This window comes from Xenorhabdus thailandensis, from assembly GCF_037996785.1.
In the GTDB taxonomy this organism is placed as follows: Bacteria; Pseudomonadota; Gammaproteobacteria; order Enterobacterales; family Enterobacteriaceae; genus Xenorhabdus; species Xenorhabdus griffiniae.
In genome coordinates, this window is the sequence record NZ_JBBMXF010000012.1 from 300,048 (window position 1) to 321,535 (window position 21,488).

Genomic DNA, 21,488 nt, shown 5'->3' on the forward strand with positions numbered 1-21,488 from the left:
ATTGCTGTTTGCAATGATGATGCTGGCGGCATGTGGTGGCCCTAAACAGCAAAACCTGAATGGGCAGACGATGGGGACTTATTACTCCGTCAAATATGTTGCTGATTCATCGACACCTGCCCCAGAAAACCTGCAAAAAGAGATCGATCGCCTGCTGGAAGAAGTGAACGATCAGATGTCTACTTATCGGCCAAATTCTGAATTGAGTCGTTTTAATCAAAGCCGTGAAGTGAATAAACCATTTCCGGTATCTGCCGCTACAGCAAAAGTTGTCAAAGAAGCTATTCGCATCAATAAACTGACAGAAGGTGCACTGGATGTGACTGTTGGTCCACTGGTAAATCTGTGGGGATTTGGGCCGGAAGGGCGCATTACCAAAGCACCGACGGATGAAGAATTAGCGATGCGCCGTACCTGGACGGGGATCGATAATTTGTCTGTTGAAGGCAATAATTTGGTTAAATCCATCCCTGAGCTGTATGTTGATCTCTCTTCCATCGCCAAAGGTTATGGCGTTGATGTTGTTGCTGAGTATCTGGAATCCCAAAATATCAAAAATTACATGGTTGATATTGGCGGTGAAGTTCGCACATCGGGCAACAATGGCAAAGGAAATCCATGGCGGATAGCGATTGAAAAACCATCGGATAGTGGCATGGCGCAGAGCGCTCAGGAGATTATTGAGCCGGGCAATATGTCTGTGGCAACATCGGGTGATTACCGCAACTATTTTGAACAGAATGGCGTGCGTTATTCTCACACCATTAATCCGAAAACCGGCAAGCCAATAACGCATAATTTGGTTTCAATTACCGTGATAGCACCAACTTGTATGAGCGCTGATGGTTTTTCTACTGGCCTGGATGTATTGGGACCAGAGAAGGGCATGGAAGTGGCTGAGAAGCTGAATATTCCGGTCTTTATGATCGTCAAAACCAAAGACGGCTTTGAAGAGCGTTATAATACCGCCTTTAAGGCATACTTACAGAAGAAATAAGAAAGGGGGAAAAGGCGATGGAAGTCTTTATTGCCACTTTTATCTTTTTCTTGCTGGCTTTTGCTGGCATGGCGCTGGGTTATATTTTTAAGCGCAAAAGCATTCAGGGAAGCTGTGGTGGTTTGGGAAGCATCGGCGTAGAAAAAGTGTGTGATTGTCCTGAACCTTGCGATGCCCGTAAAAAACGCATGGCGAGGGAAACCGCCCGTCAGGCACAGTTAGAGAAGAATCGTATTCTTTGACACTGTTTTTCCGTCAAGTAAATTTGTAGTTAAAACAAGTGCCCTGCTGCCAGATAAACAGCGGGGTTGTTTGTTTAGAGATATGACTGCTCACTGTGTATCAAAAATGACATTCCTTGGTAAACGTCCGGTGATCTCGCCTTGTTCCGTCCATTCGGCTCCTGCACGCTACGGCTTCTGATTTTTCATTTGGAAGACCCCCATCATGCGCCATAACCAATACATCCCCGAACCCTGGTTTAATTCGCCCACTGCCGCTTTGTTGGCGCCACTATTACCGTCTGAATCCACCGTCCGATAGGGGTAACGCCATGCCCTTTGATTTTGATAAACGTTTCATCCATGCGCCACCGACGCCCAACGTCAGGTTTGTTTCGCCGATAACGTTTCACGATCAACGGAACCAGGCGATGAACCCAACGAGAGAGCGTAGCGTGATCAACGGCAATTCCCCGTTCAGACATCATTTCCTCTAGATTGCGCAGGCTCAGGGCATAGGCCAGATACCAACGAACGCATTGGGCATTCAGTTTGCTGACAAAATCGACATTTTACTTTAACAGTCGCCACGTGATTTCTCCGAAAAAATGGCGATTATACACAACCATCAACAGGTTGAATGCGTGACCACATTTTGTTCAAAATAACAATGGGTTGCTAATTTACTGGAATAAACTTTCGGTTGATTTGGTGATATTTTTAGATTGTTATGTTTCCTGTCAAGTGAATTTTGAATAGTCTTGTTATAAAAGAATCCACTTAGTTATAAGTAGATTCTTTAGTGTTAATAAATAGCTAAACTTGATATTAAAATAACGAAACTTTAATCGTTACATTATCAGTTACGGTTAAGCACTACTTGTCCATTAGTAGATTTAACCTGTGCGTTAGGATTAATATTAATTGTAGGTGCTTTTGTCACAATATCACCTTTTGATAAAATATCACCTGAAATTTGTAAAGGACCTTGAACCATTACAGAAACACCTTGATTCCCAACACTTTCTATATTACCTAGGTTAACACCTACCCCGGCTTTACTAGATACTATAACAATATTGTTAGCATACATTCCACCTAGAGCTTTAGTGTCTATTGCCAGAGCTGGTTTACTTATATCATCATTACTACCTTGTAATACAAAAAGATCTTTACCACGAATTTTGCCATTTAACTCCAGAGCCTTACTTACAATAGCAACACTATCTCCGCCATTATATCCATCTAACCCTTTTTCTCCAATAGTAATTTTACCAGTCTCCACTATAGACATAAGTTGTCCATTAGGATCTAAAGCAGGCTTACCCGTAGTTATAGTTATATTAACGGCATTACTAAAACTTCCACCGTTAGCTGTAATACCATTTGGATTAGATATTAAAACATCAGCCTTTTTACCAGCTATTTCTATAATAATCCATTTAATTGAGATTGATTTCCACTAGTCACTTCATTGATAATAAGTTTAGCTGGATTGTTTAAATTAGGGTTTTTATTTATTTGGCCGGCTAATTGAGATTTAATTTGGTTTAATGAATTATTTAAAACTGCACCTTGAGTATTTACATTGAAATCTTTATAAGTATTATAAGAAATACCACGATTATCTGGAGTAGATATATTAACAACAGGTATATTATTAATGCTTTGAACTTGTGTTCCAGAATTATCTGAAATTATTGGATTGGCAAAAGATGAATTTAGAGAACATAATCCAGCAAAAAATAAAGCAAGTTTGATATTTGTTTTCATAGAAATCCTTCCGTTATAATTAAAGGTTAAATGAAGTAGACCAATAAATAACTAGATTATCTGGTTTTAAATAATTAGGATAATTTAAAGGTTTACCTACACTAAAGGAAATGTTACTTATTTTATTGTTTAAGTTTAATCCAAGTGATGTTCCTGTTAAGTTACCTCCATCTGAAAGATTAGCTAGTTCCTCTTAATCCAACCAGTATCTAATGAGCCATTAAAAGAAAGCTCCCCAAACTTTGGAATGTTTACCAATTTCCAATTAATCTCATTTCTCCAATAACCTCCTAAATTTCCAGTAATAAATTTATCTTTAAAACCTCTGACAGAATAAAGCCCCCCTATGGATACTTTTTCGTGAGAGTAAAGACTGTTTGGATTAGTTTGAGCATAAGCAGAAGTTAAATAATAAATATTATTAGTTATAGGTTTAAAATAGCTGGGATGAAACATGGAACTTTGTAAAGTTACTTTTTGGAGAATGTTCAAAGGTTGTCATCTTTAGTTGCTCCAATAGCTATCCTTTTGTTATTGTAGGGTTAAATCTAAAATAACCTCCGAATAACATGGAGCTATAATTAAGGCCTAAATTTACTGTGCTTAAATTTGAACTGCTGGATAGTTTATAATCCCCTAAGATGTTTTCAGTTTTACGAAATGTAAAACTCACATTTAAACCTAACTTTTGTTTTCCATCTCTATATAAAACTCTATTTGCTAATATAGAATGAGAGTTACCTCTGCTTGTATAACGAATCGTTCCAAAATAATTAATAGGAATACTTTGGAACGATTCATTTTTTGAATATTGGTAACTAAACAACCAATAGCCGTAAGGTATACTTACCCCTGAGTTAATATACCAATTTCTGTGACTATTTTTAAAATCGGTATCTTTACTGGCAAAAATTGTCCAAGAATCAGCTAAACGAAACACATTATCCAATTGCAAAAAGGTATTAACTTGATTTTCGCCTTTACTTTTTTGCCCATTATTATCATAAATTAAATTTATGCTTAGAGGTAATTTAAAAGGATTTCTTTTTAAAATAACATCAAAAGGTATCCTACTTTAGCAGAAGGTTGAATATCAATTTTAAAAAACTTGGTTAGAGTGCAACCTATTAATTGTTCAAACCCTTGAGTTCTATATCTCTTAGGTTAAGTATTTTTCCTTTCATATTAGGAAAAATCATTTTTAATGCTAATAAGTCTCCACTATCAATATTTAAATTATCAATTTTCCCTTCAATAAGAGTAAGAATAAGATTACCTTTTAAATATACTCTGTGCATCTTGTTGTCTCAAGCTCTAGAAGTATAACCTTTTTCCATGTAATAAACAGATATGGTATTGATTAAGAATCAATATCTTTATTTGTCATACATTTAGAAATATTTTCCTTTATTAGTTTTTATTGGATTTTGATAGTGTATAGCGTTTTCTATGGAGATAGTGTTAATTACTTGACAAAGTAATTTATCATCTAAGGTAGATAATTCTTTTGGTTCTACTCAGTTTAATATTCTAATCCTAAATCTTGTTGTTTTTGAGATTCTTCTAAAATATCTTTTCTGTTTTGTTTGATAATTTCTTGATCTGCAGGGCTTATACTGGGTAAGTTATCAGGAAAAGATAAGGTTTTTCCTGATATTAACAAAAACAAACAGAGGGAAATGTTAACGTATGTTTTAATTTTCATATTATTAGAGTGTTAAACTAATCCTTATTAAAAATATTAATTACATAAAAATAAGTGACTTGGCATTAAAAGTATGGTCACGAATAGTAAATAACATTATAATTATACAATTACGTTCGTATTAATTTTCATTGCTACATGCCTCTTAATATTTTTTAATGAAAATATTATCACTGATAGTCAGAAAATAATTAATATTTTAAATAAGAATAGAAGTCAATATAGATTATTTAATGGTAAAGTAACATATTTTATGTATATTTATATAAATAATTAAAAATTAATAATAAGTTAATATCCTGTTGTTTTTTACACTATGTTAGATCTTTTTTACAGAAGAATGTACTGATGATATCACCGTAAAAATATTTTTTAGACTGTCGGTAATTATCAATATTCCTGAGTTTTCTGCCAGTAATAAGTGAACAGTTGCCAAAACGGTCCATCAAATTGTCCGAATTTATTAAAACACAATACTCTTATAAGTTTGACGTGAGTCGGGTAGTGCTGTGGGGGTAAAGATTTTATCTGACAGGCTTACGTGTGTTTTCTGGCGATCAGCGTTGTACTGATAACCGATGTTTAGCTGGAATTATTAATTCATTAGTACATATATAAAAAGCCCGCTATTAGCACTGACTTATGGGATTCTCTCAGCGTTAATAGCGGGCAAAATCGTAAGCCAATCAGTTACATTTAAAATCATCCCAACTATGGGAATAATGCTTGCGTTTCATAAATGCGACCGCAGTCAAAGGGGGACTACGATCCAGCAACGGCGATAAGTCACCGTCAACAATATTGGTGGATTCATAAAAGAGAACCTTTTCAAGCTTTTTTAGGTTTCTTAAAGGCTTGAGGGATTCAATCTCATTGCAGTTATTGATAAAAACCTCTTTCAGGTTTTCAAGCGTTTCCAGTTGATTGATATGGGTAATCTTTCTGCACGTATTGATATCTAGGTTTTCCAATTTTGATAAATGTTCAATACCATCAAGAGAAGTCAATCCCCTTAAGTTTGCTAGACTTAGGTATGTCATGTTTTTAAGGTGATCTATTCCATTCAGTGATTTAAGCTTGGAGTTATAAATCCTCAATGTTTTAAGATTAGTTAATAATTGTAGCGGTTTTAAATTATCATAAGGGTATTTATTAATAAAAAGATCTTTTAATTTTCGGCATTCAAACAGGGAGTCTGATTTTTTTCGCCATTCAAGGCCACATCTTTCAAGATCAGGAAAATTTTCAAACCGTATCGGTGTATTACAATAGGTGTCGATACCTAGAGACTTTAATCGTTTCAAAACATGGATTGAATCAATCGATTTGATATTAAATCCTAGGATATCTATTCCAAGCAGATCAGGAAATGCATCCAGCGGGGGGAGTTCACTCCCCTGCCATCCTTTTGCAGAATTAAACTCAATCTCGGTGCAGCCTTTTCTTAATATGTCCTCTTCTATTGTTTTATTCCATTCTGAGCGCACAACGGCCAAAACACCATATCGCCCTTTTTCATAGATGACGTTTGACTTATTCATTCATTAGATGCCTTCTGTTTGGACCAATCGGGTTAACCTTATTTCCCAGATGGCTAACATCCTTTGTTCCAGCGGAGCCAGTCTGCAAAAAGTGGTTCAGAATGGGAGAATAATAGTATGTCGGTTCAGGTCGGGCTACAACGTACCATACGGTTCTTCTTCATAAGCGATATCAGAATCAGTTAGAAGGTATTCCCATTGGGATTAATCGTATAAGAGTATAATTCATATAAAAAAGGCTCGCCGATAAGCGAGCCAAATTTGTTTTTTTAAGGTTGTTCAAAAGTCTTGCAGTTTTTTCTCAATGGCCAGAATAATTTTTTCAGCCTTGAGTGATGAAAAAGGAATAGCATGTTTGGCAAATTTCTCCGCTGCCATGCGCACAGCTTCGCGCAATGCCCCCACAATAAACTCACGGATACCTTCGCCATCAGCCACTCTTTGTGGTACGGCAATTTGTATTACCACACCTTTTTCTTTTTTGGAGAAATAGCCATATTTAAAACCTTCAAAGTCAGGTTTTGATATTGAACCGGGTACGATAAAGACGGGATTGATAAAAGCCTCTTTACCACTATCATATTCTTCATCCCTTTCTTCTGTTGCAACACCTGATGTAATGCGTAATGCCAGTTGAATTGAGGAACCATCGAGTTCTGGTCCTTTGTAATGATTTCCAATCGTTATCATTATTCACCTCTTGCTTTTCTGGTGGCTTTGGCCCAAGGTTCCTTATTAAGAGGCTCCGGATTTTGGGTAACCAGCTCACGTTCCTTTTTCAGCATATCAGCACGGGTGCCAGAATCAATTTCTCTGATGTCTTTATTTTTCATATAGTTCTTTGTATACCGTTTACTGGGATTTTGTGAAATTCCATATTTTAGAAATTCGCCTTTATCTGTTGACAGCTCATAAAGATAAGCTGGTTTTGGTGAGTGTTTTGAATTGCCATGAATGGCTTTTACAGCCGCCTTCCCGCCTTTTCCAAGCGCTTTTCCGGGAGGCCCGAAAATTCCTGCACCTGCCGCTGCAATATTTGTCCATGTCGGGTCTTGGTAGGCTTCATAGAACCCTTTAGCTCCACCAACAATAGGTATGTAATCCAGAACTGTACTTGCAGTCTCCCCCCATTGTCCTGTCGGGTCAACGAGGTTAACGGGGTCGTTGCCGGTATAGGCATAGAGGTTCAGGCCATCCTCTGTTCCAGTGGAGCCAGTCTGCAAAAAGTGGTTCAGAATGGGAGAATAATAGTATGTCGGTTCAGGTCGGGCTACAACGTACCATACGGTTCTTCTTCATAAGCGATATCAGAATCAGTTAGAAGGTATTCCCATTGGAATTAATCGTATAAGAGTATAATTCATATAAAAAAGGCTCGCCGATAAGCGAGCCAAATTTGTTTTTTTAAGGTTGTTCAAAAGTCTTGCAGTTTTTTCTCAATGGCCAGAATAATTTTTTCAGCCTTGAGTGATGAAAAAGGAATAGCATGTTTGGCAAATTTCTCCGCTGCCATGCGCACAGCTTCGCGCAATGCCCCCACAATAAACTCACGGATACCTTCGCCATCAGCCACTCTTTGTGGTACGGCAATTTGTATTACCACCCCTTTTTCTTTTTTGGAGAAATAGCCATATTTATAGCCTTCAAAGTCCACGCCTAATATAGAGCCAGGAACAATAAATATGGGGTTAATAAAAGCCTCTTTTCCGATATCATAATCTTTATCCCTTTCTTCAATCGCAGTCATTGATGTAATGTCTAATGCTTGTTCAATTAGCGAACCATTGAGATTTGGCCCACCAAATTGCTCTCCTATAGTTATCATTCTTCACCTCTTGCTTTTCTGGTGGCTTTGGCTCAAGGTTCCTTATTAAGAGGCCCCGGATTTTGGGTAACCAGCTCACGTTCCTTTTTCAGCATATCAGCACGGGTGCCAGAATCAATTTCTCTGATGTCTTTATTTTTCATATAGTTCTTTGTATACCGTTTACTGGGATTTTGTGAAATTCCATATTTTAGAAATTCGCCTTTATCTGTTGACAGCTCATAAAGATAAGCTGGTTTTGGTGAGTGTTTTGAATTGCCATGAATGGCTTTTACAGCCGCCTTCCCGCCTTTTCCAAGCGCTTTTCCGGGAGGCCCGAAAATTCCTGCACCTGCCGCTGCAATATTTGTCCATGTCGGGTCTTGGTAGGCTTCATAGAACCCTTTAACTCCACCAACGATAGGGGTGTAATCCAGTGCGGTATTGGCTACTTCTCCCCATTGTCCTGTCGGGTCAACGAGGTTAACGGGGTCGTTGCCGGTATAGGCATAGAGGTTCAGGCCATCCTCTGTTCCGGCGGGGTCAGTCTGCAAAAAGCGCCCCAGAGCGGGAGAGTAATAGCGTGCCCGGTTGTAAGACAGGCCGGTTTCAGGATCAATACGCCGACCGGCAAAGCGGAAAGCCGCATTACCGGGATCACTTTCTAACCCATAAGCAGTATAGCCGTGTTTTTCTATTACCTCACCTTGCGCATTGGTAAGGGCAATGGTCGAGCCTAACGCATCCTGAAAATAAAAATTATGGCCACGCTCTGTAATATCAGCAACCACTTCATCAAGCCCGGCACCATAGATATAGGCGCCGCTAAAATCGGGTGTGCCGGTACCACTAAACACCGCCATTTCCTGATCACCGATACTGAGATAAACATAAGTGGTGACGACATTATCTTTGAGGACCTTTTTAATCACACGCCGGCTCAGTGCATCATAACCAAACCCAATCTTTATATCGGCTTTTTCAGTACTAACTAGCCTGTTTTCCGTGTCATATCGATAACCCCAAACCCCATCGTTGATCAGATTGCCACGCTTATCATATTCAAGCGCGGAGTCATTGACAGCCGTATATTGGTTAAGATTGTTACTCTTATAGGTTTGACTTGAGTCGGGTAGTGCTGCGGGGGCAAAGCTTTTATCTGACAGGCTTACGTGCGTTTTCTGGCGATCAGCGTTGTACTGATAACCGATGTTTAGCTGGAATTATTAATTCATTAGTACATATATAAAAAGCCCGCTATTAGCACTGACTTATGGGATTCTCTCAGTGTTAATAGCGGGCAAAATCGTAACCCAATCAGTTACATTTAAAATCATCCCAACTATGGGAATAATGCTTGCGTTTCATAAATGCGACCGCAGTCAAAGGGGGACTACGATCCAGCAATGGTGATAAGTCACCGTCAACAATATTGGTGGATTCATAAAAGAGAACCTTTTCAAGCTTTTTTAGGTTTCTTAAAGGCTTGAGGGATTCAATCTCATTGCAGTTATTGATAAAAACCTCTTTCAGGTTTTCAAGCGTTTCCAGTTGATTGATATGGGTAATCTTTCTGCACGTATTGATATCTAGGTTTTCCAATTTTGATAAATGTTCAATACCATCAAGAGAAGTCAATCCCCTTAAGTTTGCTAGACTTAGGTATGTCATGTTTTTAAGGTGATCTATTCCTTCCAAGGATTTAATCCTCGAAGTCATCAGCGTCAGCCTTTCGAGTTTCGTTAGAAATTGAAATGGTTTCAGATCATTATAAGGATATTTACCAAGACCAAGGCCTTTCAGGTTTCTGCATTCAAATAGCGAATCCGATTTTTTACGCCAATCAAAACTGCACCCTTCTAGGTCAGGAAAATTTTCAAACCGTATCGGTGTATTACAATAAGTGCTAATTCCGAGATAGCGTAATTTTTTTAATGAATGAATTGAATCAATAGACTTTATATTAAAACCAAGGATCGATATACCTAAAAGATCAGGCAGTGCCTCAAGTGAGGGGAGTTCATCCCCTCTTAGTTCCCAGCCCTTAGCATGATTGAACTCGATTTCGGTGCAGCCTTTTCTTAATATCTCCTTTTCTATTCTTTTGTTCCATTCTGAGCGCACAACGGCCAAAACACCATATCGCCCTTCTTCATAGATGACGTTTGACTTATTCATTCATTAGATGCCTTCTGTTTGGACCAATCGGGTTAACCTTATTTCCCAGATGACTAACATCCTTTGTTCCAGCGGAGCCAGTCTGCAAAAAGTGGTTCAGAATGGGAGAATAATAGTATGTCGGTTCAGGTCGTGCTACGACGTACCATACGGTTCTTCTTCATAAGCGATATCAGAATCAGTTAGAAGGTATTCCCATTGGAGTTAATCGTATAAGAGTATAATTCATATAAAAAAGGCTCGCCGATAAGCGAGCCAATAATTATTTTTTAAGATTTATTAATATTATCAAAAAAATGTAAACTAATTAAATAATAAACTCTACTGATTATTATATTCTAAATTTAAATGTTCTCTTTTAAACGGGACTGCTCTGATATTTCCTTCCAATGATACAATTTTCATCATATCAAACGGTGGTTCAGTAGTTAACCCATCTTTTGACGTGACGAATCCAGAGAAAATATATTTTTTATCGTCAATTGTAACAATGATTCTGTTATAGTTATTTTTTAACATATAAATTGTACCTAAGGAATAGGGTTGAATTTCGCTATCTCTGCCAAAGAGCCGCCGACCTACCAATAAGGACCAATTTTCCCTTAGCCATTCGTCAATAAACTCTTGATCATCATCCCAATCGTGGTCATAGAGTATTTCATCTATAGCAGGCCAGGCTCGATTTAAAAAGTTTCTAAATCTTGACAGGGTAATAAAAATATCTTCTGAAGATATGTGAGTATTCATATGCTATTAATCCTCCTTATACGGATATTTCTTTTTAGGGAGAATACTACCCTTAGGTCTATTTACGTCAACATGATTGGGTTCTCTATAGTTTCTCCATTCTTTGGGATCGATATGGTATGAACGATCATTTTTAGGATTTACATATCCGCCATAACCTCCTGCGGGATCTCGACCTTTTGGCTCAAATCCTTTTTTTCTAAACATAGCATCAATTTCTTTAGCAGTCTTGTCCTTGAAGGGGTTCCCTAACCCTTTTACAGCCGCCTTCCCACCTTTTCCAAGCGCTTTTCCGGGAGGCCCGAAAATTCCTGCACCTGCCGCCGCAATATTTGTCCATGTCGGGTCTTGGTAGGCTTCGTAGAACCCTTTAACTCCACCAACGATAAGGGTGTAATCCAGTGCGGTATTGACCACTTCTCCCCATTGTCCTGTCGGGTCAACGAGGTTAACGGGGTCGTTGCCGGTATAGGCATAGAGGTTCAAGCCATCCTCTGTTCCAGCGGAGTCAGTCTGCAAAAAGCGCCCCAGAATGGGAGAATAATAGCGTGTCAGTTTAGGCCGGACTACGACGTACCATACGGTTCTTCTTCATAAGCGATATCAGAATCAGTTAGAAGGTATTCCCATTGGAATTAATCGTATAAGAGTATAATTCATATAAAAAAGGCTCGCCGATAAGCGAGCCAATAATTATTTTTTAATATTATCAAAAAATGTAAACTAATTAAATAATAAACTCTACTGATTACTGTATTCTAAAGTTAAATGTTCTCTTTTAAACGGGACTGCTCTGATATTTCCTTCCAATGATACAATTCTCATCATATCAAAAGGTGGTGCAGTGGTTAGTCCATCCTCCGACGAGGAAAATTCAGAGAAAATATATTTTTTGTTATCAATTGTAACAATGATTCTGTTGTAGCTATTTTTCAACATGTATATTGTTCCTAAGGCATAGGGTTGAATTTCACTATCTTTGCCAAAGAGCCGACGTCCTACCAATAAAGACCAGTTTGCATTCATCCATTCATCGATAAATTCCTGATCATTATCCCAATCATGGTCATAGAGTATTTCATCTATAGCAGGCCAGGAATGATTTAAAAACATTCTAAATCTTGACAGGGTAATAAAAATATCTTCTGAAGATATGTGAGTATTCATATGCTATTAATCCTCCTTATACGGATATTTCTTTTTAGGGAGAGTACTACCCTTAGGTCTATTTACGTCAACATGATTGGGTTCTCTATAGTTTCCCCATTCTTTGGGATCGATATGATATGAACGTTTAGTTTTGGGATTTACATATCCTCCTGTACCTCCCGCTGGATCTTCACCACGAGGTTTAAACCCTTTTTTTCTAAACATAGCATCAATTTCTTTAGCAGTCTTGTCCTTGAAGGGGTTCCCTAACCCTTTTACAGCCGCCTTTCCACCTTTTCCAAGCGCTTTTCCGGGAGGCCCGAAAATTCCAGCACCTGCCGCCGCAATATTTGTCCATGTCGGGTCTTGGTAGGCTTCATAGAACCCTTTAACTCCACCAACGATAGGGGTGTAATCCAGTGCGGTATTGGCTACTTCTCCCCATTGTCCTGTCGGGTCAACGAGGTTAACGGGGTCGTTGCCGGTATAGGCGTAGAGATTGAGGCCATCCTCTGTTCCGGCGGGGTCAGTCTGCAAAAAGCGCCCCAGAGCGGGAGAGTAATAGCGTGCCCGGTTGTAAGACAGGCCGGTTTCAGGATCAATACGCCGACCGGCAAAGCGGAAAGCCGCATTACCGGGATCACTCTCTAACCCATAAGCAGTATAGCCGTGTTTTTCTATTACCTCACCTTGCGCATTGGTAAGGGCAATGGTCGAGCCTAACGCATCCTGAAAATAAAAATTATGGCCACGCTCTGTAATATCAGCAACCACTTCATCAAGCCCGGCACCATAGATATAGGCGCCGCTAAAATCGGGTGTGCCGGTACCACTAAACACCGCCATTTCCTGATCACCGATACTGAGATAAACATAAGTGGTGACGACATTATCTTTGAGGACCTTTTTAATCACACGCCGGCTCAGTGCATCATAACCAAACCCAATCTTTATATCGGCTTTTTCAGCACTAACTAGCCTGTTTTCCGTGTCATATCGATAACCCCAAACCCCATCGTTGATCAGATTGCCACGCTTATCATATTCAAGCGCGGAGTCATTGACAGCCGTATATTGGTTAAGATTGTTACTCTTATAGGTTTGACTTGAGTCGGGTAGTGCTGCGGGGGCAAAGCTTTTATCTGACAGGCTTACGTGTGTTTTCTGGCGATCAGCGTTGTACTGATAACCGATGTTTAGCTGGAATTATTAATTCATTAGTACATATATAAAAAGCCCGCTATTAGCACTGACTTATGGGATTCTCTCAGCGTTAATAGCGGGCAAAATCGTAACCCAATCAGTTACATTTAAAATCATCCCAACTATGGGAATAATGCTTGCGTTTCATAAATGCGACCGCAGTCAAAGGGGGACTACGATCCAGCAATGGTGATAAGTCACCGTCAACAATATTGGTGGATTCATAAAAGAGAACCTTTTCAAGCTTTTTTAGGTTTCTTAAAGGCTTGAGGGATTCAATCTCATTGCAGTTATTGATAAAAACCTCTTTCAGGTTTTCAAGCGTTTCCAGTTGATTGATATGGGTAATCTTTCTGCACGTATTGATATCTAGGTTTTCCAATTTTGATAAATGTTCAATACCATCAAGAGAAGTCAATCCCCTTAAGTTTGCTAGACTTAGGTATGTCATGTTTTTAAGGTGATCTATTCCTTCCAAGGATTTAATCCTCGAAGTCATCAGCGTCAGCCTTTCGAGTTTCGTTAGAAATTGAAATGGTTTCAGATCATTATAAGGATATTTACCAAGACCAAGGCCTTTCAGGTTTCTGCATTCAAATAGCGAATCCGATTTTTTACGCCAATCAAAACTGCACCCTTCTAGGTCAGGAAAATTTTCAAACCGTATCGGTGTATTACAATAAGTGCTAATTCCGAGATAGCGTAATTTTTTTAATGAATGAATTGAATCAATAGACTTTATATTAAAACCAAGGATCGATATACCTAAAAGATCAGACAGTGCCTCAAGTGAGGGGAGTTCATCCCCTCTTAGTTCCCAGCCCTTAGCATGATTGAACTCGATTTCGGTGCAGCCTTTTCTTAATATCTCCTTTTCTATTCTTTTGTTCCATTCTGAGCGCACAACGGCCAAAACACCATATCGCCCTTCTTCATAGATGACGTTTGACTTATTCATTCATTAGATGCCTTCTGTTTGGACCAATCGGGTTAACCTTATTTCCCAGATGGCTAACATCCTTTGTTCCAGCGGAGCCAGTCTGCAAAAAGTGGTTCAGAATGGGAGAATAATAGTATGTCGGTTCAGGTCGGGCTACAACGTACCATAGGGTTCTTCTTCATAAGCGATATCAGAATCAGTTAGAAGGTATTCCCATTGGAATTAATCGTATAAGAGTATAATTCATATAAAAAAGGCTCGCGGATAAGCGAGCCAAATTTGTTTTTTAAGGTTGCTCAAAAGTCTTGCAGTTTTTTCTCAATGGCCAGAATAATTTTCTCAGCCTTGAGTGATGAAAAAGGAATAGCATGTTTGGCAAATTTCTCTGCTGCCATGCGCACAGCTTCGCGTAATGCTCCCACAATAAACTCGCGGATACCTTCACCATCAGCCACACTTTGTGGTACGGCAATTTGTATTACCACCCCTTTTCGTTTTTTGGAAAAGTAGCCATATTTAAGACCTTCAAAGTCCACACCTAATATAGACCCAGGAACAATAAATATGGGGTTAATAAAGGCTTCTTTTCCACTATCATAACCTTCATCTCTTTCTTTTGCCGCTGTAATTGATGTAGTGCGTAAAGCTAACTTAATTGGTGAGCCATCAAGGTTTGGCCCACCAAATTGATTTCCAATTGTTATCATTATTCACCTTTTGCTTTTTTAGTAGCTTTAGCCCAAGGTTCTCGATTGAGCGGTCCAGGATTCTTAGTCACAAGTTCTCTTTCTAACTTTAGCATATCAGCTCGAGAACCGGAATGAATAACGTTTATTTCTTTATCTGTCATATATTTATTTGTGTATCGTTTACTGGGATTTTGTGAAATTCCATATTTTAGAAATTCGCCTTTATCTGTTGACAGCTCATAAAGATAAGCTGGTTTTGGTGAGTGTTTTGAGTTGCCATGAATGGCTTTTACAGCCGCCTTCCCGCTTTTTCCAAGCGCTTTTCCGGGAGGCCCGAAAATTCCTGCACCTGCCGCCGCAATATTTGTCCATGTCGGGTCTTGGTAGGCTTCATAGAACCCTTTAACTCCACCAACGATAGGGGTGTAATCCAGTGCGGTATTGACCACTTCTCCCCATTGTCCTGTCGGGTCAACGAGGTTAACGGGGTCGTTGCCGGTATAGGCATAGAGGTTCAGGCCATCCTCTGTTCCGGCGGGGTCAGTCTGCAAAAAGCGCCCTAGAGCGGGAGAGTAATAGCGTGCCCGGTTGTAAGACAGGCCGGTTTCAGGATCAATACGCCGACCGGCAAAGCGGAAAGCCGCATTACCGGGATCACTCTCTAACCCATAAGCAGTATAGCCGTGTTTTTCTATTACCTCACCTTGCGCATTGGTAAGGGCAATGGTCGAGCCTAACGCATCCTGAAAATAAAAATTATGGCCACGCGCTGTAATATCAGCAACCACTTCATCAAGCCCGGCACCATAGATATAGGCGCCGCTAAAATCGGGTGTGCCGGTACCACTAAACACCGCCATTTCCTGATCACCGATACTGAGATAAACATAAGTGGTGACGACATTATCTTTGAGGACCTTTTTAATCACACGCCGGCTCAGTGCATCATAACCAAACCCAATCTTTATATCGGCTTTTTCAGTACTAACTAGCCTGTTTTCCGTGTCATATCGATAACCCCAAACCCCATCGTTGATCAGATTGCCACGCTTATCATATTCAAGCGCGGAGTCATTGACAGCCGTATATTGGTTAAGATTGTTACTCTTATAGGTTTGACTTGAGTCGGGTAATGCCGCGGGGGCAAAGCTTTTATCTGACAGGCTTACGTGCGTTTTCTGGCGATCAGCGTTGTACTGATAACCGATGTTTAGCTGCGAGCCATTCCACTGATGGGATATCGTTGTAGGCAGGCTTGCCTGATTATACGCTAGCTCCTTTTTTGCAAGGGGCTGTTGAAGATCACCGTAAATCGCAACAATACGCCTGCCTGCCGGATCATAGCCATAGTGAACAAGGGGGATTGCGGCTGTTGGCGGGCCTTGATAAACCCCTGTCATACGGTTCAAGGCATCATAAACATTGGAAACATTCAGTCCACCGGCAAGGGAGGGCAGCGCCATGGAAAAACGGTTGCCATTATTATCAAGCGTGAATTGCGTAGTGCCGAATATTGCTGTTGTTTCAGAGCGGGTTCTTCCTGCCGTATCATAAGTGTAAGAAACGGCAAACTCCGGATTGGCGCTGGGGGTAAGGGAGAGAATTCGCCCGCTATAATCATATTCATAACGGATAACAGACTGATTATCCGGTTTTTTGCTTATGATTCGGTCAAGATTATCATATTCATACCAGATTTGGCTTCCATCGCGACGCTGAAAAACAATATCTTTCCCCACAGCATTGAACACATACATATCATAAGAGCCATCAGGGTAATGGCGTTCAGATTGGCGTTCAAAGGCGTCATATTTATAGAGGGTTGTATTGTTGTTGGCATCAGTCAGTGTTGCGAGAAGACCACCCGGGGTATAGCTGCGGGTTTCCCGTACAACCGTACCAAGATTTTTCGTGATAGAGGCATCATGATGACTGGTAATTTCATCAATAATCTTGACGGGGCGTGAAGCAGCATCATAGGTTGTGCGGGTACGCCGTCCCGATGACGACGTGACTGTATCCACACGGTTTAAGGCATCATAAGCTGTCGTCGTTGTTTTGCCATCCGGCTCAGTGACGATAAGTGGGTTATTGGCTTCATTATATTGTGTTTTTGTGATAAGAAAGGGCGATTCAGCATCACCGGTTGCAATTTTTGTTTCACTGAGGTTGCCATTGGAATCATAAACATATTGTGTAATGCCAAGGCCTTGTGGAGCAGTCACTTGCACCAAACGGCGTTCAGTATCGTAAAGGTAGTGGGTTGTAAAACCTTTTGGATCTTTTTGTTCTGTTTTATTGCCAGCACCATCATAAGCATAGGTTGTGGTCAGGTTTAAATGCCCTGTTCCCGGATCGACTATTGTTGAAATGAGATCAAGCGATTGCGGGTCATAGGTATTTTGGATTACGCGTCCTTCTGGATCGGTTGTCGTTAAAGGTAAACCCTGGGCGTTATAGGAGGTCAAGGTTATGGGGGAATGTGTGCCATCTATGCCGGGTTTTGAGACCTCAGGTTGCGTTATTCGAATAAGATTGCCTTGTCCGTCATAGTCATATTTTGTCACTCTACCTAAAAAATCAGTATGGGTGAGTGGCAGGGAAAGGGCGGAATAGGTCCATTTTTCGGTAATTGGCTCGGCAGGTTTTCCGGTTATAGCATCGACAGATTGTGGCGTTGGAGAAATGGTTTTTGTTAAAATATTGGCTTTATCATCATAAGTAAAACTTTCTGATAAACCGCGAGGACCAACAACCTGTGTACGCAGCCCTATGCCGTTATAGGTATAACGTGTTGCAGCTCCTGTTTGGTTAAAGTCAGCTAACATGTTGCCATTTCTGTCATAATAAATAACGCGACTATGACCGAGAGGATCTGTTTCTTGTGTCCGGGTCTCATTGGCAAAGAGGTAATGCCAGAGATTGCCAAAAGGGTCAGCCTGAGTTTGGATGCGCCCTGAATTATCGTAAGTATTTCTGACGGTAGTTGTTTCAGGGAAGGCAGGGTTATACATAGTCGTGAGCAGACCTAACCCTTCATAACCATAGCGATAGATGGCGTTAAGCGAATTTTGAAAGTTTAGCAGGTTATCATTTCCGTCATAACCATAGCTGACTAAACGAGAACCGTCTGAAACCGATGTTAACTGATTATTGCCACTATAGGAGAACTCAAGTTTTCGCCCCATGCCATTGGAAACGGTTATTAAATTTTTATTTTTTCCTGTACCTGAATAGGTAAAGGTCACCGTATTTTTGTTTTTATCCTCCCAGGACTGAATATCCCCTTCTTTATCAAAGCGTGTGACAACACCTGTTTTGTCTGTGATGGTAACGGCATTCCCCTCTCCGAGGATCAAGGTTGAGCCATCACCGGGCGGGGGAACAAAAGTAACACCTCCAGAGGCAGTCGGAATTTTAATAAATTTTCGTGTTCCTTCGTTCGTTTGAACGGTAATGGCATTATCGACTAACTGATCCATCAACCAACTGCCAATAATCGAGGAAATTGCTGTATTAGTCAGCGTCGGATCGGTTTCCAGATCTTGTATAACCTGTGTGGCAACAATGGATGTCACGGCTGCTAAGGGGTTATATTGCCCGAAGGCTTCATAAGGGTCACTGTCACGTTTGGCGCTCAGCATGAAATTATGACGCCATCCATAGCCAAGCGCTGTTTTTGTGTTTTTTTGACCAGAATTATAGCTACGGGTGAGTGTCAACCCGAAAGGATAGGTGGCAGACCCTGTACTAATATCCTCGTGATCGTAAAGAAAATAACCGCTACGAAGATCGATAGGGTCAACACTCTTGAAAGCCTGATAGGCTGATTGAGCACTGGACTTGGCCATATTCCATTTATCGCTTATCCAGGATTTTTTTTCAGAAGCAAAACCGCCTTTAAATCCCCCGCTGATTTTATATGAGACGCTATTTGTCTGTGCTGCTCTATCATTTTTCAATAGGTAATAGCCATTTCCATTCCAGGTATTGACTGGACGTGAGCCATTTTGTGGTACAAATACCCTGCGATCATCACTTCCTTTCTCTGTTAGATAGGTTTCCATATCGGTGAGGGATGAGAGATCCCAGTTAATCAAGATGCGTTTAACAGAAGACCAGTTTTGTGGCGTAGCCTCAAGAAAGCCGATATTGCTTGTATTGGAATAGTCAAACATGCGCGTGGTTGAAACTGCTTCGACTTCCTGAAGCTGTTTAACACTGCTGGATTCAAGAGCACTTTGCCGAATAGCGCTGTTGAATATAGTTGCTATAAAATCATCGAAAGAAGAAGAGAGCGTTTTAGCAGCCCCACTTACAAGCTGGATGGGAAAATCCACATAAGCGCTTCCATTATAACCCGCAATACCGACAGTAAAATGATGCTTTCTATTAAAACCATTCAGGTTGGCCGCAAGCTGATCTGAACTGTTAGACTGGCTCACATAGGCGTAGCCGACAGCCGCCAGGCCAGTTCCTAATACCGCTTCAGACGTATCAGCCTTTCCCTCTACTTGTGCACTGATGGCCATATTTTGATAGTGAGCGAGCGTATCACGACCCATTTCACCGGCTGCCAGAATAATGGAATAGGTTCCCCCTGTTTTGACAACATTCTGTCCGGAATAATTATCATATTTAATTACATAGGGGGTAGATAGCGTTGTTGTGACAAGCTGGGTTGGTGTTTTTGTTGCACTCCCTGTAGCAATAACAGTGCCATCCAATGTCAAAACGGGCTGATTGGCGTTGTTATAGTTCAACGTCAGACGCTTACCCGATATCTGATCGGCATAAAACGTCATATTGATAGTAGCAGGTGATGATGCTGTATCAGAAATTTTCACCGTAAAAGCACTCTTAAGTGCATTTTGTACGGGTGAACAATTTTCTATTTCAGTACAACGTGTACCGCCGGCAGCAGAAAAAGACGCCAGATAATTAGTAGCAGTGATTTTACGGCCACCAAAAATCTCTGCCATGGATTTGGATGTGTATTTTTTGCGGATCTCACTTGCGAGTGTTTCTGCATAGGCATTGAGTTTTGCCCGGATATTGTCCCTATTCAGGTTTCTGATTGAGTTGACATTATCTGGTACACCGGAAACGGCGGATGAGTTTTTTGTTGCGACTGTTAAAAATTCATTTTTGTTGAAGCCCATTGCAACGGCCGCATTGATGGGAGAAAAATGTTGATAGGATTTAAATGAGGGATCGAGTTGGTACGTTTTTCCGTTGTGAATGACTTCTGTCATAATATGCTGAAGATCGACCTCTTTTGCTGGCCCGCCATTATCAACACATTGGTCATTTCCCTCAACTCTCACACAGGCAGGAATCCCCCCACTTCCAAGCTCTCGTGCGATTAAAGTTGCATTATTTTCGACACCAATCAGATTGGCGACCATTTCAGCGGGGAGAGTGGTAACGCCATAACGATAGTCTGCTTTGATACAGGACTGGCGTAGCAGCGTGACAAATAACATATTCTGATCCATGTTATTGCCATGTCTATCAAGGAAAGTACCCAGAGGACCTTTCTTCAGACCGAATGTCGTTGAATAATCAATGCCATAATAGACATATTCATAAATTAGTTCGAGATCGTAATTAAGTGCACGTGCGAGATCCCTGATTTCCGGATCGGCTGGCGGTGGTGTACAAGCTAAGGTATTAGTAAGATTTGATGCTGCTTGAAATGGGGATTTTGTTGAAGCAAGACTGCCGAAAGAGACGAGAAAAACGAATAAAGCGAATGAAATTTGGGACAAGAATTTAAGAAGTTTATTCATGATAAGCAATCCTTGTTAAAAAACTGCCGAGTGCAGAATAAAATACATTCATGGCAACATTTATTTAGTTAAAATTTCTTTATTTGCACGAATTTCAGGCAGTTCTATAGTCGTAATCTGCGCAGGCGAGGGTTGGTTTTTTTTGATAATGACTGTTGTGGTGGTTTCTTGAGCGTCGGTATTTTCTGAACGTTTTATTACCGAGGAAGATTTGGGCGCTAAATCCGCACGTTTGAAGCCATACTTTGTCATCGTCCCTGCGGGTGGTTCATGACCCAATATTGCATCAACATTGAGCCTTACTCTACCTTCTTTTTCGGCATATTCCTGCGCGTTGAAATATTTCTCTGCTTTCGTATGTCGGGGCAAAGAAGAAGGCGGAACAATACGTTTGTTAAGATATTCAGCGGCTTCTTGCGGTGTGACGGGTGGCATATTCAGCATGCCAACTGTAGGGGGTTCCAAGCTTGTGGCGGTTTCAGCGAAAGCGTTATTGCCCAAACTCGTCAATAAGAGCATCCCTAAACAAAATGGGAGTTGATATAACTTTTGAAACATATTGGTATCCTCCAAAAAATTTTTTTAAAAAAAAGATAAAATATATTCCATTAAAGATTTGAATTTTAATTCTGAAATGTAAATGAATATGTTTTTCAAAATATATATATCCGCTGACATCTAATGATATTTTGCTAATGTAAAAATTAGGCAAGCATCATTAAATTAAAACCAAGATGACGATATCACGG

The 21,488-nt window shown here is 40.3% G+C and carries 21 protein-coding genes and 1 pseudogene; 2 read left to right on the forward strand and 20 right to left on the reverse strand.

All coding sequences use genetic code 11. The annotated features are described in order from the left end of the window. The first annotated feature begins 13 nt into the window (after nt 1-13). Together AAC853_RS11660 and nqrM are read left to right on the forward strand one after the other, a co-directional pair. On the forward strand, nt 14-997 hold the full coding sequence (locus AAC853_RS11660; protein ID WP_420497508.1) for an FAD:protein FMN transferase: 984 nt from the start codon (nt 14-16) through the stop codon (nt 995-997). Nucleotides 998-1,014: 17 nt separating this feature from the next. Then, nucleotides 1,015-1,239 carry a (Na+)-NQR maturation NqrM gene (gene nqrM / locus AAC853_RS11665; protein ID WP_074020165.1) on the forward strand — a complete coding sequence of 75 codons (225 nt, stop codon included), beginning with the start codon at nt 1,015-1,017 and terminating at the stop codon, nt 1,237-1,239. Between the two features lie 270 nt (nt 1,240-1,509). Here the strand turns inward: nqrM and AAC853_RS11670 are convergent. The 20 genes and pseudogenes from AAC853_RS11670 to AAC853_RS11760 form a co-directional block, all read right to left on the reverse strand. Beyond that, a pseudogene (locus AAC853_RS11670) lies at nt 1,510-1,769 on the reverse strand (DDE-type integrase/transposase/recombinase); the annotation flags it as partial. A gap of 308 nt (nt 1,770-2,077) precedes the next feature. Next, nucleotides 2,078-2,671 carry a two-partner secretion domain-containing protein gene (locus AAC853_RS11675; RefSeq protein WP_340614849.1) on the reverse strand — a complete coding sequence of 198 codons (594 nt, stop codon included), beginning with the start codon at nt 2,669-2,671 and terminating at the stop codon, nt 2,078-2,080. Next, on the reverse strand, nt 2,647-2,991 hold the full coding sequence (locus AAC853_RS11680) for a two-partner secretion domain-containing protein (protein WP_340614662.1): 345 nt from the start codon (nt 2,989-2,991) through the stop codon (nt 2,647-2,649). Before AAC853_RS11680 ends, AAC853_RS11675 begins: the two co-directional genes overlap by 25 nt. 183 nt (nt 2,992-3,174) lie before the next feature. Next, nucleotides 3,175-3,483, reverse strand: coding sequence for a ShlB/FhaC/HecB family hemolysin secretion/activation protein (locus tag AAC853_RS11685; RefSeq protein WP_340614663.1), 309 nt, complete (start codon nt 3,481-3,483; stop codon nt 3,175-3,177). 28 nt (nt 3,484-3,511) lie between these two features. After that, a complete protein-coding gene (locus AAC853_RS11690; protein ID WP_340614850.1) occupies nt 3,512-4,060 on the reverse strand; it encodes a ShlB/FhaC/HecB family hemolysin secretion/activation protein in 549 nt (182 codons plus the stop codon). A gap of 58 nt (nt 4,061-4,118) precedes the next feature. Next, nucleotides 4,119-4,289, reverse strand: a complete 171-nt coding sequence (locus tag AAC853_RS17870; protein ID WP_422824209.1) for a POTRA domain-containing protein — start codon at nt 4,287-4,289, stop codon at nt 4,119-4,121. Nucleotides 4,290-5,382: 1,093 nt separating this feature from the next. Continuing rightward, nucleotides 5,383-6,237 (reverse strand): leucine-rich repeat domain-containing protein, encoded by an 855-nt coding sequence (locus tag AAC853_RS11695; protein ID WP_340614664.1) that lies wholly within the window; start codon nt 6,235-6,237, stop codon nt 5,383-5,385. A 279-nt stretch (nt 6,238-6,516) separates the two neighbouring features. Beyond that, complete coding sequence (locus tag AAC853_RS11700) at nt 6,517-6,927, reverse strand: hypothetical protein (protein WP_047686686.1); 411 nt, start codon at nt 6,925-6,927, stop codon at nt 6,517-6,519. Next, a complete protein-coding gene (locus AAC853_RS11705; RefSeq protein WP_340614851.1) occupies nt 6,927-7,475 on the reverse strand; it encodes an RHS repeat-associated core domain-containing protein in 549 nt (182 codons plus the stop codon). Before AAC853_RS11705 ends, AAC853_RS11700 begins: the two co-directional genes overlap by 1 nt. A 176-nt stretch (nt 7,476-7,651) precedes the next feature. Continuing rightward, entirely contained in the window at nt 7,652-8,062 is a 411-nt protein-coding gene (locus AAC853_RS11710) for a hypothetical protein (RefSeq protein WP_340614665.1), read from the reverse strand. A gap of 32 nt (nt 8,063-8,094) precedes the next feature. After that, on the reverse strand, nt 8,095-9,252 hold the full coding sequence (locus AAC853_RS11715; protein ID WP_479715117.1) for an RHS repeat-associated core domain-containing protein: 1,158 nt from the start codon (nt 9,250-9,252) through the stop codon (nt 8,095-8,097). Between the two features lie 106 nt (nt 9,253-9,358). Continuing rightward, on the reverse strand, nt 9,359-10,219 hold the full coding sequence (locus AAC853_RS11720) for a leucine-rich repeat domain-containing protein (protein WP_340614668.1): 861 nt from the start codon (nt 10,217-10,219) through the stop codon (nt 9,359-9,361). 321 nt (nt 10,220-10,540) lie between these two features. After that, complete coding sequence (locus AAC853_RS11725; protein ID WP_340614669.1) at nt 10,541-10,966, reverse strand: hypothetical protein; 426 nt, start codon at nt 10,964-10,966, stop codon at nt 10,541-10,543. A 6-nt stretch (nt 10,967-10,972) separates the two neighbouring features. Next, nucleotides 10,973-11,521 (reverse strand): RHS repeat-associated core domain-containing protein, encoded by a 549-nt coding sequence (locus tag AAC853_RS11730; protein WP_340614852.1) that lies wholly within the window; start codon nt 11,519-11,521, stop codon nt 10,973-10,975. 186 nt (nt 11,522-11,707) lie between these two features. Then, nucleotides 11,708-12,133, reverse strand: a complete 426-nt coding sequence (locus tag AAC853_RS11735) for a hypothetical protein (protein ID WP_338883014.1) — start codon at nt 12,131-12,133, stop codon at nt 11,708-11,710. 6 nt (nt 12,134-12,139) lie between these two features. After that, a complete protein-coding gene (locus tag AAC853_RS11740) occupies nt 12,140-13,309 on the reverse strand; it encodes an RHS repeat-associated core domain-containing protein (RefSeq protein WP_479715118.1) in 1,170 nt (389 codons plus the stop codon). A gap of 106 nt (nt 13,310-13,415) precedes the next feature. Next, nucleotides 13,416-14,276, reverse strand: a complete 861-nt coding sequence (locus tag AAC853_RS11745; protein WP_340614671.1) for a leucine-rich repeat domain-containing protein — start codon at nt 14,274-14,276, stop codon at nt 13,416-13,418. A gap of 278 nt (nt 14,277-14,554) precedes the next feature. Continuing rightward, complete coding sequence (locus AAC853_RS11750; protein WP_338883018.1) at nt 14,555-14,965, reverse strand: hypothetical protein; 411 nt, start codon at nt 14,963-14,965, stop codon at nt 14,555-14,557. Further along, on the reverse strand, nt 14,965-20,739 hold the full coding sequence (locus tag AAC853_RS11755) for an RHS repeat-associated core domain-containing protein (RefSeq protein ID WP_340614672.1): 5,775 nt from the start codon (nt 20,737-20,739) through the stop codon (nt 14,965-14,967). The genes AAC853_RS11750 and AAC853_RS11755 overlap by 1 nt, the downstream gene beginning before the upstream one ends. A gap of 60 nt (nt 20,740-20,799) precedes the next feature. Next, nucleotides 20,800-21,297, reverse strand: coding sequence for a hypothetical protein (locus tag AAC853_RS11760; RefSeq protein WP_340614673.1), 498 nt, complete (start codon nt 21,295-21,297; stop codon nt 20,800-20,802). Nucleotides 21,298-21,488 lie beyond the last annotated feature (191 nt).

Coding starts and splice junctions, on each gene's coding strand:
- AAC853_RS17870 (WP_422824209.1), bottom strand. CDS start 4,289: ATGCACAGAGTATATTTAAAAGGTAATCTTATTCTTACTCTTATTGAA.
- AAC853_RS11735 (WP_338883014.1), bottom strand. CDS start 12,133: ATGAATACTCACATATCTTCAGAAGATATTTTTATTACCCTGTCAAGA.
- nqrM (WP_074020165.1), top strand. CDS start 1,015: ATGGAAGTCTTTATTGCCACTTTTATCTTTTTCTTGCTGGCTTTTGCT.
- AAC853_RS11755 (WP_340614672.1), bottom strand. CDS start 20,739: ATGAATAAACTTCTTAAATTCTTGTCCCAAATTTCATTCGCTTTATTC.
- AAC853_RS11720 (WP_340614668.1), bottom strand. CDS start 10,219: ATGAATAAGTCAAACGTCATCTATGAAGAAGGGCGATATGGTGTTTTG.
- AAC853_RS11725 (WP_340614669.1), bottom strand. CDS start 10,966: ATGAATACTCACATATCTTCAGAAGATATTTTTATTACCCTGTCAAGA.
- AAC853_RS11745 (WP_340614671.1), bottom strand. CDS start 14,276: ATGAATAAGTCAAACGTCATCTATGAAGAAGGGCGATATGGTGTTTTG.
- AAC853_RS11710 (WP_340614665.1), bottom strand. CDS start 8,062: ATGATAACTATAGGAGAGCAATTTGGTGGGCCAAATCTCAATGGTTCG.
- AAC853_RS11680 (WP_340614662.1), bottom strand. CDS start 2,991: ATGAAAACAAATATCAAACTTGCTTTATTTTTTGCTGGATTATGTTCT.
- AAC853_RS11750 (WP_338883018.1), bottom strand. CDS start 14,965: ATGATAACAATTGGAAATCAATTTGGTGGGCCAAACCTTGATGGCTCA.
- AAC853_RS11660 (WP_420497508.1), top strand. CDS start 14: ATGATGATGCTGGCGGCATGTGGTGGCCCTAAACAGCAAAACCTGAAT.
- AAC853_RS11760 (WP_340614673.1), bottom strand. CDS start 21,297: ATGTTTCAAAAGTTATATCAACTCCCATTTTGTTTAGGGATGCTCTTA.
- AAC853_RS11695 (WP_340614664.1), bottom strand. CDS start 6,237: ATGAATAAGTCAAACGTCATCTATGAAAAAGGGCGATATGGTGTTTTG.
- AAC853_RS11700 (WP_047686686.1), bottom strand. CDS start 6,927: ATGATAACGATTGGAAATCATTACAAAGGACCAGAACTCGATGGTTCC.